Source organism: Clostridium sp. (assembly GCF_030532265.1).
Taxonomy (GTDB): domain Bacteria; phylum Bacillota; class Clostridia; order Clostridiales; family Clostridiaceae; genus Clostridium.
In genome coordinates this window covers 64,894-79,359 of sequence record NZ_JAUNLM010000003.1, presented here as the reverse complement: position 1 = coordinate 79,359, position 14,466 = coordinate 64,894, and the positions used below count along the sequence as shown (strand labels likewise).

At 26.6% G+C, this 14,466-nt stretch carries 13 protein-coding genes; all 13 read left to right on the top strand.

Annotated elements, in window-relative coordinates; genetic code table 11:
- The 13 genes from Q4E08_RS02005 (at position 1) to eda (ending at position 14,458) form a co-directional block, all read left to right on the top strand.
- On the top strand, positions 1–1,401 hold the full coding sequence (locus Q4E08_RS02005) for an FAD-binding oxidoreductase (RefSeq protein WP_303127640.1): 1,401 nt from the start codon (positions 1–3) through the stop codon (positions 1,399–1,401).
- A gap of 206 nt (positions 1,402–1,607) precedes the next feature.
- On the top strand, positions 1,608–2,444 hold the full coding sequence (locus Q4E08_RS02000; protein ID WP_303127637.1) for a Cof-type HAD-IIB family hydrolase: 837 nt from the start codon (positions 1,608–1,610) through the stop codon (positions 2,442–2,444).
- 192 nt (positions 2,445–2,636) lie between these two features.
- Positions 2,637–3,251, top strand: coding sequence for a manganese efflux pump MntP family protein (locus Q4E08_RS01995; RefSeq protein WP_303127635.1), 615 nt, complete (start codon positions 2,637–2,639; stop codon positions 3,249–3,251).
- Positions 3,252–3,313: 62 nt separating this feature from the next.
- Entirely contained in the window at positions 3,314–3,694 is a 381-nt protein-coding gene (locus tag Q4E08_RS01990; RefSeq protein WP_303127633.1) for a VOC family protein, read from the top strand.
- 197 nt (positions 3,695–3,891) lie between these two features.
- Entirely contained in the window at positions 3,892–5,106 is a 1,215-nt protein-coding gene (locus Q4E08_RS01985; protein WP_303127631.1) for an NAD(P)/FAD-dependent oxidoreductase, read from the top strand.
- Positions 5,107–5,124: 18 nt separating this feature from the next.
- Entirely contained in the window at positions 5,125–5,805 is a 681-nt protein-coding gene (locus Q4E08_RS01980) for a pseudouridine synthase (protein ID WP_303127628.1), read from the top strand.
- A 272-nt stretch (positions 5,806–6,077) separates the two neighbouring features.
- Positions 6,078–6,929, top strand: a complete 852-nt coding sequence (locus tag Q4E08_RS01975) for an HAD family hydrolase (RefSeq protein ID WP_303127625.1) — start codon at positions 6,078–6,080, stop codon at positions 6,927–6,929.
- A 237-nt stretch (positions 6,930–7,166) separates the two neighbouring features.
- Complete coding sequence (locus Q4E08_RS01970) at positions 7,167–8,192, top strand: sugar kinase (protein ID WP_303127623.1); 1,026 nt, start codon at positions 7,167–7,169, stop codon at positions 8,190–8,192.
- A gap of 21 nt (positions 8,193–8,213) precedes the next feature.
- Complete coding sequence (locus Q4E08_RS01965) at positions 8,214–9,968, top strand: glycoside hydrolase family 3 protein (RefSeq protein WP_303127620.1); 1,755 nt, start codon at positions 8,214–8,216, stop codon at positions 9,966–9,968.
- Between the two features lie 44 nt (positions 9,969–10,012).
- On the top strand, positions 10,013–11,812 hold the full coding sequence (uidA, locus tag Q4E08_RS01960; protein ID WP_303127618.1) for a beta-glucuronidase: 1,800 nt from the start codon (positions 10,013–10,015) through the stop codon (positions 11,810–11,812).
- A gap of 210 nt (positions 11,813–12,022) precedes the next feature.
- Positions 12,023–12,718 (top strand): GntR family transcriptional regulator, encoded by a 696-nt coding sequence (locus Q4E08_RS01955; RefSeq protein ID WP_303127616.1) that lies wholly within the window; start codon positions 12,023–12,025, stop codon positions 12,716–12,718.
- A gap of 268 nt (positions 12,719–12,986) precedes the next feature.
- A complete protein-coding gene (locus tag Q4E08_RS01950) occupies positions 12,987–13,838 on the top strand; it encodes an SDR family oxidoreductase (RefSeq protein ID WP_303127614.1) in 852 nt (283 codons plus the stop codon).
- Positions 13,839–13,849: 11 nt separating this feature from the next.
- Entirely contained in the window at positions 13,850–14,458 is a 609-nt protein-coding gene (gene eda / locus Q4E08_RS01945; protein WP_303127612.1) for a bifunctional 4-hydroxy-2-oxoglutarate aldolase/2-dehydro-3-deoxy-phosphogluconate aldolase, read from the top strand.
- Positions 14,459–14,466 lie beyond the last annotated feature (8 nt).

Below are 14,466 nucleotides of genomic sequence, written 5' to 3'. Positions count from 1 at the left end.
ATGAGTTACGGAAAAGTTACAGAAAATACTATAAAAGATATTGAAAATATAATTAATGACAGTGATAGAGTATTTTATGGGGAAAATATAAGTGAAGATTATAGTCACGATGAATTAGGCTCTATAAAAGAATTTCCTGATATAGTAGTTAAAGCTTTAACTACAGAAGAAGTATCAGAAATAATGAAATATGCTTATGAACATAACATTCCAGTAACTGCAAGAGGATCAGGAACAGGACTTGTTGGAGCAGCAGTTGCTATTCATAAAGGAATAGTTTTAGATTTAAGTGGTATGAATAAAATATTAGAACTTGATGAAGAAAATTTAACATTAACTGTAGAGCCTGGTGTGTTATTAATGGAAATTGCAAAGTTTGTAGAGGAACATGATTTATTCTATCCACCAGATCCAGGAGAAAAAACAGCAACTATCGGAGGAAATATTAGTACAAATGCAGGTGGTATGAGAGCTGTTAAATATGGAGTAACTAGAGATTACGTAAGAGGTTTAGAGGTTGTATTACCTAATGGACATGTAATGAATTTAGGTGGTAAAGTTGTTAAAAATAGTTCAGGATATAGTATTAAAGATTTAATTGTAGGTGCTGAAGGTACTTTAGCAATAATTACAAAAGCTACACTTAAATTATTACCATTACCTAAAAAAGCAATTAGTTTACTTGTTCCTTTTGAAAACTTAGAAACTGCAATAGAAACAGTTCCTAAGATAATTAAATCAAAATCAATTCCAACAGCTGTAGAATTTATGCAAAAAGAAGCAATAGTTGCAGCAGAAGAATATTTAGGAAAGAAATTCCCAGATCATACTTCAGATGCATATTTACTTTTAACTTTTGATGGAAATTCAAGAGAAGAAATAGAAAAAGATTATGAAAAGGTTGCGGATATATGTCTTAAAGAAGGTGCTATAGATGCATTTATATCAGATACTGAAGAAAGACAAGAATCAATTTGGTCTGCAAGAGGAGCTTTCTTAGAAGCTATAAAAGCTTCAACTACTGAAATGGATGAAGTTGATGTAGTTGTACCAAGAAATAAAGTTGCTGAATTTGTTAAGTATACTAATAAGTTAGAAAAAGAATATGATATTAGAATTAAGAGTTTTGGACATGCTGGTGATGGAAACCTTCATATTTATATATTAAGAGATAAGTTAAATGAAAATACTTGGGGTGAAAAACTTCAAAAAGTTATGCAATGTATGTATGATAAATCAAAAGAATTAAAAGGACAAGTATCTGGAGAACACGGAATCGGATTTGCTAAGAAAGAATATTTAAATGAATCATTAAGTGATGAATTAGTTGGCATTATGAAGGGTATTAAATTAACTTTTGACCCTAAAAATATTTTAAATCCAGGTAAGGTATGTGAATAATAAAATTTAAAAATAAAGATGTTAATTATTAATTTGGGATATTTTTTAAATGGTATAAGATTTTAAGAAAAAAGGCTTTTCCTTAATTGGAAAAGCCTTTTTAATTTATAAAATTAAATTTTAAAATAAAAATTAATTCTATTTTAATTTTTATAAAGGTGATATAATTTGAAGATAATTTAAGTTAAAAAGGAGTATTTTTAAGAATGTATAAATTAGTTTGTATAGATATGGATGGAACATTATTAAATAAAAATCATTTTGTTAGTGAAGAAAATAAAAAAGCTTTAAAAAGGGCTACTGAATTAGGAGTAAATATTGCTATATCAACAGGTAGAATATTTGCATCAGCTAAAATATATGCAAATGTAACAGGAATTAAAGCTCCACTTATATGTTCTAATGGAGCTTATGTTAGAGAAAAAGATAATGATGAAATATTATTTAAATCGGTATTAAATGAAGAAGTTTTAAATAGTATTTATAATATAATAAAAAAACATAATTTGTTAGCTTATTTCGACACTCCTTATGGAATAATAAGTGATACTAAAATACCAGAAAATGATAGTCATAGAATTATGAATGAGTTGGTAAAGAATGAAGACAAGATTAAGTTTTATGAGTTTTCTGATTTTAAAGAAGCTTTTAATCTTTATAAAAATGATATATTAAAAGCAATAATTATAGAGACTAAGAATAGTAGTAAAATAGATGAAATTAAAGGGGATGTGGAAAGTTTAAAAGAAGATATTGATATTGTACATTCATGGAATGGAGCTATAGAAGTAATGGCAAAGGGAACTTCAAAAGGTGAAGCTGTAAAGCTTATTGCAAAAAGACTTAATATAAAAAAAGAAGAGATTATGTGTATAGGTGATAGTGAAAATGATTTATCAATGCTTAAGGAGGCGGGATTTGCAGTTGTTATGGGTAATGCGGAAGATAGCGTGAAGAAATATGCAGATTATGTAACTGATACAAATGAGAATAACGGAGTTTCAAAAGTCATAGAAAAGTTTATACTAGATAAAAAATATTGATTTTATTAAGTGTATTTGATATCATATTTAAGTGTTTAATTTGTGTGTTAAGAAAATATTTAAACAAATTAGGATGAGTTATTAGGTAAATAGGTTTTCTATTACTTAATATTAAATAACGAGACTTGCGTATAGCTTTTGCTGTTCATAAGTCTCATTTTTTTGTAATTTATATAAGAGGAGAGTTTTGTAATGAGTATTTTTTCTATTATTTTTACAGGTATAGGATTGGCTATGGATGCATTTGCTGTATCTTTAGCAAAAGGAATGACAATAAGGAAAAATTTAAAGAAAAAAGCTATACAAATAGGATTATATTTTGGAATTTTTCAAGGTATTATGCCCTTTTTAGGATGGATTGGTGGAAGATATTTCACTGAATATATGGGGAGATTTGGTACACTTATAGCTTTTATACTTCTATTATTTATAGGAGGAAAAATGATTTATGAGTTTATAAAAGGCCTAAGAGATAGAGAATTAAAAAATGTTGAAGAAGAATTAGCTTATGAAATAAATACTAATTATAAAGAGCAAATAAAAAATGTAAGTAATGATGAGCTATCAACTAAAAGTATAATATTACTTGCAATTGCTACGAGTATTGATGCATTAGCAGTTGGAGTTAGTTTTGCGTTTTTAAAAGTTAATATATTAGTTGCTATATCAATAATAGCTTTGGTTACATTTATAATATGCTTATTTGGTGTTATACTTGGCAAAAAACTTGGAGGTATATTTAGTAAATATGCTGAATTATTAGGCGGAATAATATTAATTATTATAGGATTTAAAATTTTAATGTAATGTGTAATAATAGTATTGTATAAATTTTGGTATAAATAATTAAAAAAAAAGAGGAGAGTAATATGGGAGTTAAAATGTTACACACATGTATAAGAGTAATGGATTTAGAAAAGTCTTTAAAGTTTTACAAGGAAGCTTTAGGGCTTATAGAAACTAGAAGAAAAGATTTTAAGGAGCATAAGTTTACTTTAGTATATTTATCAAATGAAAAAGATGGATATGAAATAGAGTTAACTTACAATTATAATCCTGAAAAGCCTTATGAACTTGGAAATGGATTTAGTCACATAGCAATTGGTACTAAAGATTTAGAAGGTATGAGAGACAAACATATAAAATTAGGATATGAAGTTACAGATTTAAAGGGATTACCAGGAGAAGCACCTAAGTATTTTTTTGTAAAAGATCCAGATGGATATATGATTGAAGTAATAAGATGCTAATAATAAAAAAGATACAGTAATTTACTGTATCTTTTTTATTATTAAAAACTTTGAAAATATGATAATTTAAAATATTAAAATTTTATATCATAGTAAAATACTCTTTATTGTTTATTTAGATAATAATTATATAGTATAATATTATATATTTTACTAAAAATAAATGGAATTTGATTTATAGATTGGAGATTAATTTTATGAAAAATGTAATAGTTGTTGGTGCTGGACCATCGGGTATAATGGCAGCTTTAAGTTCAGCAAAGTCAGGAAATAAAGTAACTTTACTTGAAAGAAATAATGAAATAGGTAAAAAGTTAAAACTTACAGGTGGTGGTAGATGCAATATAACAAATAATAGAGATATAGAAGAATTTTTTGATAAAATTGTTACAAATAAAAAGTTTTTATATAGTGCTTTTTACACTTTTTCTAATTTAGATATTTTAGAATATTTTAAAAAACATAATTTAGAATATAAAATTGAATATGATAATGATAATAAAGTTTATACAAAAAATGATAAAGCAGAAGATGTTATAAATGTATTTAAAGAAGATTTGAAAAAGAATAGTGTTAATTTAATATATAATTCTAAGGTTATAGATCTTATAATTGAAGATAGTGAAGTTAAAGGAGTTATACTTGAAGACAATAGAAAGATTTATGGGGATAAAGTTATAGTTACTACAGGTGGAAAAAGTTATCCAGTAACGGGTTCTGATGGAAGTATGTTTGATATTTTAAAGAAGTATGGACATGATATAAAACCATTTTATCCGGCATTAATACCATTGGTAATAAAAGAGGGATTTATAAAAAATCTACAAGGAATTTCTTTAAAAGATGTAGTTTTAAAAACTAAGATAAAAAAGAAAAAAATAGAAATAGAAGGAGATATGATATTTACTCATTTTGGTATATCAGGTCCTGGTGTTTTAAAGTTATCATCTTACATAAATAAAATATTAGAAAATGAAGAAGTTTTAATAACATTAGATTTTCTTAAGGGCAAAACAAAAGAAGAATTATCTAAAATAATTAGAGAAAATAATAATAAAACAATATTTAATAATTTAAAGGGTTTATTACCTCAAAAATTTATTAAAGAAATATTAGAAAATTTAAGTTTAACAGATATTAAAGCTTCAGAGCTTAAAAAAGAAGATGAAAATAAATTAATAAATAGTTTAAAAGAAATGAATCTTACGGTAATAGAAACATTAACTATAAAAGCTGCTATGGTAACTAGTGGAGGAGTTAGTGTAAAGGAGATAAATTCATCTACATTAGAATCAAAAATAATAAAAAATTTATTTTTTGCTGGAGAAGTTATTGATATAGATGCTGAAACTGGAGGTTATAATTTACAAATAGCATATTCAACAGGGTATTTAGCTGGTCTAGATTGTTAAATTGAAAGGATATAATAAATGAGAATAAATAAACTTTTTAGTAACTATGGTATATGTTCAAGAAAAGAAACTAATAAGCTGATTGAAGAAAAAAGAGTTTTAGTAAATGGCAAATTAGCTGAAAAGGGTCAGTGGGTTGAAGAAACTGATTTTATATGCTTAGATGGTAAAAAAATCGAGAAAAAAGAAAAGATATATATAGCGTTAAATAAGCCAGTTGGAATAACATGCACAGCTTCTTTAGATGTTTCAAATAATATAATAAATTTTGTAAATTATGAAGATTATATATTTGCAGTTGGTAGATTAGATAAAGAATCTCAAGGGTTAATAATACTAACTAATGACGGAGAGTTTTCAAATAAGATTTTAGAATCTGATAATAATCATGAAAAAGAATATATAGTTACTGTAGATAAAGAAATAGATAATGAGTTTATTATGAAAATGGAAAGTGGTGTAGAGATATTAAACACTATAACAAGACCTTGTAAAATTAAAAAAATAAATAGTAATTCTTTTAATATTATATTAACTCAAGGTCTTAATAGACAAATTAGAAGAATGTGTTTAGCTTTTGGATATAAAGTTTTAAAATTAGAACGTATAAGAATAATGAATATAACTATAGATGGAATAGGGTATGGTAAATACAGAAGTTTAACGAAAGAAGAAGTTAAAGAAATTATAAATTATTAATATTAAGTAATATAAGGGTTAAAGTATATAAAATAGTTAAATAAAGTAATTATTTAAAAGGCATAAGTTTTAAACTTATGCCTTTTAAATTACATATTTTTATAAAAAGATTAAAATTGGAGATTAATTAATAAATAAAATACATATTTTTTGAAAAGGTATTCAAAAAATAGTTGAAATGTTTATATTAATATGCTAGTATACAAGTATATTAGTTATATATTTTAATTCAGAAGACATAATTATTAAAAAATATAAAAGTAGGTGAAGGTGTGGGAAATGTTTTAGAAGGGTTTGTTAAAAATAAAGATTTTCTTATTTGTATAGATTCTGATGGATGTGCAATAGATACAATGGATATTAAACATATTAAATGTTTTGGACCATGTATGATAACAGAATGGAATCTTCAAGAGTGGGAAATTCCAATATTAAATAGATGGAATGAGGTTAATCTTTATACAATAACTAGAGGAATAAATAGATTTAAAGGTTTGGCTTTAGCACTTACTGAAGTTAATGAAAAATATAAAAATATAGACGGTATTGATGATTTTGTAAAATGGACTAATGAAACAAAAGAGCTTTCTAATGAAGCTTTAGAAGCTGAAATAAGAGAAAATTATAATATTTGTTTAAAGAAAGCTTTAGATTGGTCTAAAAATGTTAATGAAGCAATTAATTTATTAAGTGATGATGAAAAAATTCCATTTAAAGGAGTTGCTGAAGGAATCAAGGAAGCTAAAAAATTTGCTGATATAGCAATAGTATCTTCTGCAAATGAACAAGCTGTGTTAGATGAATGGAAAAAACATAATCTTTTAGAAAATGTTGATATAGTGTTAACTCAAAATATTGGGTCTAAATCTTATTGCATAAGTAAGCTTATTGAAAAGGGCTATAGAAGAGACAATATTCTAATGGTTGGAGATGCATTAGGTGATTATGATGCAGCTAAATTAAATGAAGTATTATATTATCCAATATTAGTTAAAAAAGAAAAAGAGTCATGGAAAAGGTTTCATGATGAAGTAATAGATAAATTTATTAAAAATACATATAAGGGTAAATATGAAGAAACTGTTATTTTAGAATTTGAAAGAAATTTATCAAAGGATAAATAAAAATTATAGACAAAATAAAAAAATATTATTTTTAAAATATTTATGTTAAATGTTTATAAATGTATTTAAGAATAATTTAAAGTATATTTTATAAAGAAAAATTTGGATAATTATTTATAAAATTATAAATAGCAAGTTAAAAAGTAATATATAAAATTTTGTTAAAACAATTAAAGAGATAATATATTTTGTGAAATAAGGAATACAAAACTTTAATAAAGTTTGGTGGGAGGAAGTATGATGAAGTTATCTTTAAAGGATAAAAAAGTTTTAGGTTTTGGTGAAATAATGCTAAGACTTACACCTCCAAATAATCAAAAGATAATCCAAGCAAATTCTTTTGATGCAGTTTATTCAGGAGGAGAAGCTAATGTAATAGCTAGTCTTGCTATGTTTGGACACAATACTAAGTTTGTAACAAAGCTTCCTAATAATTATTTAGGACAAAAGGTTATAAATAAATTTAGAGGATATAATGTTGACATTCAAGATATTATTTTAGGTGAAGGTAGATTAGGTATATATTATTCAGAAATAGGACATGGATTAAGGAGTACAGAAGTTATATATGATAGAAAGTATTCAGCAATATCTATGGCTTCTAAGGATGAGTTTAATATAAATAAAATGTTAGAAAATGTAGGAATTGTTCATTTATCTGGTATAACTCCAGCTTTAAGTAATGAATTATATGAATTTTTAATTGATTTTATTAAAGCTTGTAAGGAAAAGGGTATACTAGTATCCTATGATTCTAACTATAGAAATAAATTATGGTCTATTGAAGAAGCGGGAAATTTTTTAAAAGAGATATTACCATATATTGATTTTGCTTTTTTAGGTCATCTAGATATGATTAATATATTAAAATTTGAAGATAAAAATTTAGAATTTGAAGAAAATTTAGAAGAGCTTTATAAAGAATTATTTAAAAAATATCCAAATTTAAAATATACTGCATGTACTAGAAGAAAAGTAAATTCAATAAATAATAATACATTAAAAGGATATTTATTTAATGGGAAGAAGCTTTTTAAGTCTAATGAATATACCTTTGATATTTTAGATAGAGTTGGTGGAGGTGATGCATTTACAGCAGGTGTTTTACATGGGATTTTAAAAGAGATGAAAGAGGAAAGAATTATTGAATTTGGAATATGTTCTAGTTCATTAAAACATTCAATATTAGGCGATATAAATCTTGTTGATGAGTATACAGTAGAATCATTAATGGATAGTGGGCTATGTAATATAAAAAGATAAATTAAAGAAGGGGAATAACATATGAGAGAAGTAGATTTAAAAGGAAAACCATTTTATTTATCAGATGAAGATATAAAGTGGGTAGAAGATACTATAAGTAATATGACAATAGAAGAGAAAATAGGTCAATTATTTGTAATAATGGATAAAACTCTAGATGGAGGTAAATCAGCTGTAGAAACAATAAAGAAATATCAACCTGGTGCTGCAAGATATATGGGGGGAAAAGCTTCTGATGTATATGAGCAAATAAAGAAATATAAAGAAGCATCTAAATTACCTTTATTAGTAGCTTGTAATTGTGAATCAGGTGGAGATGGGGCAGCTCAAGGAGGGACTTATATAGCAACTCAAGCAGCCGCTGGAGCTGTTAAAGACAATCAAGTAGCTTATAATGTAGGATATGTTTCAGGTAGAGAATCTGCAGCAGTAGGATGTAACTGGGCGTTTGGGCCAGTATCAGATATATTTTTAAATTGGAGAAATACAATAATAAATACTAGATCTTATGGAAATGATCCAGATAGGGTATTAGAATATTCAAGAGCGTATATAAAAGGACTTGAAGAAAGTAAAATGATAGCTTGTACTAAGCATTTTCCAGGAGATGGAGTAGAAGAAAGAGATCAGCATTTACTTATGGGAGTAAATGATCAAAGTTGTGAGGAATGGGATAATAGTTTTGGAAAGGTTTATAAAGGATTAATAGAAGATGGTCTTAAAAGTATAATGATAGGACATATAGCTTTACCTTCATATTCAAGAAAGTTTATTCCAGAAATTACTGATGCTGAAATAAAACCAGCAACACTATCACCAGAAATATTACAAAATTTATTAAGAGATCAATTAGGATTTAATGGGCTAATAGTAACTGATGCATCTCATATGCTAGGTTTAACAAGTGCTATGCCAAGAAAAGAGCAAGTTCCAAGAGCTATTGCTGCAGGGTGTGATATGTTTTTATTCTTCCATCATCCAGAAGAAGATTTTGAATATATGATGAATGGATATAAAGAAGGAATAATTACAGAGGAAAGACTTGAAAATGCTTTAAAGAGAATTTTAGGATTAAAAGCATCAATAGGATTACACAAAGAAAAAGAAAGAGGAGAAATGATGCCTCCTAAGGAAGATTTAAATTTATTAGGTTGTGAAGAACATAAAAATTTAGCTGTTGATGCAGCAAAAAGAAGTGTAACTTTAGTTAAAGATACAGAGAATAATCTTCCTTTAAAACCAGAAACTCATAAAAGATTAAAAGTTTATTATATAACTAATCCTCAACCACTTGATATGATTATGGGAAATAATTCTACAAAAGAAGCTATAAAAGAAGAACTTGAAGAAGCTGGATTTAATGTTGATATGCATGAATCTTATCATGATTTATCAGCTAAGAATGGTCATAATATCAAAGATATAATGAATTCAATGTTTAGCGAAAGTGTAAAAGAAATGAAAAGTAATTATGATGCAGTTATTATGTTTGTAAATATGAAAGGATATTGTCAAGAAAATGTTGTTAGAGTTCAGTGGTCAATAGGACATGGTAATGAAATACCTTGGTATGTTAGGGAACTTCCAACAATATGTGTATCATTAAATCAAACTACTAATTTGTTTGATTTACCTATGATGAAAACATTTATAAATGCATATGGTTCAACAAGAACTGTATTAAAAGAAACTATAAAGAAAATAAAAGGTGAAGAAGAATTTGAAGGAGAATATAATGATACTGTATTCTGCGGAAGATGGGAAACTAGATTATAATAAATAAATTATATAAATAAAGAAAATTTGGGAGGTTTTTTATTATGTTATATCCAATAATGACAGAATCAAGAAGTGTTATAGACTTAAATGGTATATGGAATTTTAAATTAGATAAGGGAAATGGATTTACTGAAAAATGGTATGAATCAAACTTAAAAGATACAATAAAAATGGCAGTACCATCATCATATAATGATTTAGTTGAAGCTGAAGAAGTAAGAGATCATGTTGGTTGGGTTTGGTACGAAAGAAGCTTTACTCTTAATAAAAGCTTATTAGATGAAAGAATAGTATTAAGATTTGGTTCAGCAACACATGAAGCAAAAGTATATTTAAATGGTAAATTTTTAGTTGAACACAAAGGTGGTTTTACTCCTTTTGAAGCTGAAATAAATGAACTATTAGTTTCTGGTGAAAATAGATTAACTGTTGCTGTAAACAATATAATTGATGAAACTACACTACCAGTTGGAATGTTAAAAGAAACTGAAGTTAACGGCAAAAAGGTTATGAAAAATCTTGTTAATTTTGACTTTTTCAATTACGCAGGAATTCATAGACCAGTTAAAATTTATACAACACCAAAAACTTATGTTGATGATTTAACTATTGTAACTAAATTTGAAGATACAAATGGTTATGTAGACTATGATGTTAATTTTATTGGAGAAGCAGATATTAACGTATCAATAATTGATGAAGATAATAATATAGTAGCAACTTCTAAAGGGAAAAATGGACAAGTTGTTATAAAAGACGTTAAATTATGGGAACCAATGAATGCTTATTTATATAAATTAAAAGTTGATTTAGTTAAGGATAATATTTTAATTGACACATATTCAGAAGAGTTTGGAGTAAGAACAGTAGAAGTTAAAGAGGGTAAGTTTTTAATAAATAATAAGCCTTTCTATTTTAAAGGATTTGGTAAACATGAAGATTCACATGTTAATGGAAGAGGATTTAATGAAGCTATTAATGTAAAAGACTTTAATTTAATGAAGTGGATTGGTGCAAATTCATTTAGAACTTCACATTATCCATATTCAGAAGAAATAATGAGACTTGCAGATAGAGAAGGAATAGTTGTAATAGATGAAACTCCAGCAGTTGGATTACATTTAAACTTTATGGCTACAGGATTATTTGGTGAAAGTGTTAAAAGAGATACATGGAAAGAAATAGGAACTAAAGAAGCACATGAACAAATATTAAAAGAACTAGTTAAAAGAGATAAAAATCATCCATCTGTAGTAATGTGGTCTGTAGCAAATGAGCCAGATTCAGATTCAGAAGGTGCAAAGGAATATTTTGAACCATTAATTAAATTAACAAAGGAACTAGATCCACAAAAGAGACCTGTTACAGTGGTAACATATTTAATGTCTACTCCAGATAGATGTAAAGTTGGAGATATTGTAGATGTATTATGTCTTAATAGATACTATGGATGGTATGTTGCAGGTGGAGATTTAGAAGAAGCTAAGAGAATGCTTCAAGAAGAACTAAATGGTTGGGAAAAAAGATGCCCAAATAAACCTATTATGTTCACTGAATATGGAGCTGATACTGTTGCTGGTATGCATGATACACTTCCAGTTATGTTTACTGAAGAATATCAAGTAGAATACTATAAGGCAAACCATGAAGTAGTAGATAAATGCAAAAACTTTGTTGGGGAACAAGTATGGAATTTTGCTGACTTTGCTACAAGTCAGGGGATTATAAGAGTTCAAGGAAATAAAAAAGGTATATTTACAAGAGAAAGAAGACCTAAAATGATAGCTCATTCATTACGTGAGAGATGGACAAATATTCCAGAGTTTGGATATAAAAAATAATTTTAAATAATATAAAAAGGACTTTTAATAAAAAAAGTCCTTTTTATAATTTATATAATTAAAAATTTGCCTTAAAATATATAAAATTTTCAAATATTCTGAACGTATGAATATTATGTATATCTAAGTTTTTATGGTATAATAGCTATCATACTAGTATACTGGAGATAGTATTGAATAATTTAGATACTATAATAGGGGGTATTATAATTGATTATTTATAAAAAGTTAGATAAAGAGACGGGGAAGGAGTATGTATATAGAGTATTAAAAGATAATATAATGTGTTTAGAATTAAAGCCAGAAGAATTAATAAGTGAATCAGATTTAGCAAAAAAATTAAATGTTTCAAGAACGCCTATAAGAGAAGTTTTAATAAAATTAAAAGGAGAAAAATTAATTGAAGTTAAGCCTCAAGCTGGAACATATGTATCATTAATAGACTGGAAAATAATAGAGGAAGCAGTTTTTATGAGATATAATTTGGAAAAAGAAGTATTAATGGAAGCTTGTGATAATTTTTCAGAAGATGTTCTAATAGAATTAGAGAAATGTTTATTTGCTCAAAAGATAACTAAAAATAGGGCTGATAATTTACTTGAATTTCATAATTTGGATAATGAATTTCATAGATTACTTTTTAAAGGAGTATCAAAAAATAATATATGGGAATCTATAAGTAATATAAGCACCCATTATAATAGAATGAGATTATTAGCAGAAATGAAAGTTGATAAAGGGTTTTTAATTGATCAGCATATGATGTATTTAGATATTATAAAAAATAAAAATAAGGACGTAATTGAGGAATTTGTATTTAATCATATAAAGTCTCCAATTAAGGAGTGGGAAAAGTTAATAGAAGAAAATAGTGATGTAGCATGTTATATAAAAAATAAAAAATAAATTATTTAGCACTTAAAATTATTGATTAAAAAATAATTTTAAGTGCTTTTATTTTATATAAATAAAAATGTATTTTAAATAGCTTAGATTACAATGCTAAATGATTTATTGTAAATAGATAATAGTATTGAATTTAGTTACTTATTAATATTATATAAACTTTATTAAAAAAATTTATAATATTTATGAAAATGTATACAAAAAACTATTGAAATTCATATATTAATATGCTAGTATACAAGTATAACAGATGTGGGGAGGAATAAGAATGAAATTACCATTTAATATTGAATTAAAAGATAAAGTTTGTGTTGTTACAGGTGGAACAGGAATTCTTTGTGGGGCTATGGCTGATGCTTTAGCAGAATGTGGAGCTAAAGTTGCAATATTAGCGTTAGGTCAAGAAGCTTGCGATAACAAGGCAAAAGAGATAAATGAAAAAGGCGGAATTGCAATAGGAATTGAAGCTAATGTTTTAGATAAAGAAAGCTTAAAGAAAGCTCATGAAATAATACTTAATGAATTTGGAACAGTTGATATCTTAATAAATGGTGCTGGTGGAAATCACCCAAAGGGAACTACTACTAAGGAGTACTTAGATGCAGAGGATATAGAAAATGAGAGTTTAACAACATTTTTTGATTTAGATCCTAAAGGAGTAGAATTTGTATTTAACTTAAATTTCTTAGGAACTTTACTTCCATCACAAGAGTTTAGTAAAGATATGATAAATAAAAAAGGTGCAACAATAATTAACATATCATCAATGAACGCATTTACACCTCTTACAAAAATACCTGCATATTCAGGTGCAAAGGCAGCAGTAAGTAATTTTACTCAATGGCTTGCAGTTCATATGTCAAAGGTTGGTGTTAGAGTAAATGCAATAGCACCAGGATTTTTTGTAACAGATCAAAATAGAAAATTATTATTTAATGAAGATGGAACACCAACTGCGAGAACAGAAAAAATACTTAATAGTACACCAATGAAAAGATTTGGTGAAGCTGATGAGTTAATAGGAACATTATTGTACTTAGTATCTGAAGAAGCATCAAGCTTTGTAAATGGAGTTGTTATTCCAGTTGATGGAGCATTTTCAGCTTACTCAGGGGTTTAGGAGGAATGTGAATGATTTTAGATGAATTAAAAGCTAATGGTATCGTAGCTGTAATTAGAGGAGAAAGCCATGAACAAGCAAAAGGATATATGGAAGCTTGTTTAAAAGGTGGAATCAAATCATTAGAGCTTACTTACACTATACCTAATGTAGTTGAACTTATAAGGGAATATAGTTCAAATGAACAAGCTTTAATTGGAGTTGGTAGTGTTTTAAATGGAAAAATGGCTTCTGATGCAATTGAAGCAGGTGCAAAATATGTTGTAAGTCCAGGTTATAGCGAAGAAATAAATACAGTTTGTAAAGCAATGAATGTTTTATATTTACCAGGTTGTATGACTGTTGCAGAAATAATGAAAGCTATGGATGCTGGAAATAAAATGATTAAGTTATTCCCAGGAGATTTATTTGGTGCAAAATTTGTAAAGGCAATAAAAGCACCTATTCCAAATGTTGAAGTAATGCCAACTGGTGGAGTATCAGTAGATAATATTGAAGAATGGTTTGAGAATGGGGTTGCTTGTGTTGGAGTTGGTAGTTCATTAATTAAAGGATCTCTTAATGATATAGAAAACACAGCAAAAGAGTTTATTTCAAAATTTAAAAAAATTAAAGGGTAAGAGGTGAT

Bases quoted from the DNA above. Each gene is read 5' to 3' on its own strand.
- Q4E08_RS02005 (WP_303127640.1), top strand. From the start codon at position 1: ATGAGTTACGGAAAAGTTACAGAAAATACTATAAAAGATATTGAAAAT.
- Q4E08_RS02000 (WP_303127637.1), top strand. From the start codon at position 1,608: ATGTATAAATTAGTTTGTATAGATATGGATGGAACATTATTAAATAAA.
- Q4E08_RS01995 (WP_303127635.1), top strand. From the start codon at position 2,637: ATGAGTATTTTTTCTATTATTTTTACAGGTATAGGATTGGCTATGGAT.
- Q4E08_RS01990 (WP_303127633.1), top strand. From the start codon at position 3,314: ATGGGAGTTAAAATGTTACACACATGTATAAGAGTAATGGATTTAGAA.
- Q4E08_RS01985 (WP_303127631.1), top strand. From the start codon at position 3,892: ATGAAAAATGTAATAGTTGTTGGTGCTGGACCATCGGGTATAATGGCA.
- Q4E08_RS01980 (WP_303127628.1), top strand. From the start codon at position 5,125: ATGAGAATAAATAAACTTTTTAGTAACTATGGTATATGTTCAAGAAAA.
- Q4E08_RS01970 (WP_303127623.1), top strand. From the start codon at position 7,167: ATGATGAAGTTATCTTTAAAGGATAAAAAAGTTTTAGGTTTTGGTGAA.
- Q4E08_RS01965 (WP_303127620.1), top strand. From the start codon at position 8,214: ATGAGAGAAGTAGATTTAAAAGGAAAACCATTTTATTTATCAGATGAA.
- uidA (WP_303127618.1), top strand. From the start codon at position 10,013: ATGTTATATCCAATAATGACAGAATCAAGAAGTGTTATAGACTTAAAT.
- Q4E08_RS01950 (WP_303127614.1), top strand. From the start codon at position 12,987: ATGAAATTACCATTTAATATTGAATTAAAAGATAAAGTTTGTGTTGTT.
- eda (WP_303127612.1), top strand. From the start codon at position 13,850: ATGATTTTAGATGAATTAAAAGCTAATGGTATCGTAGCTGTAATTAGA.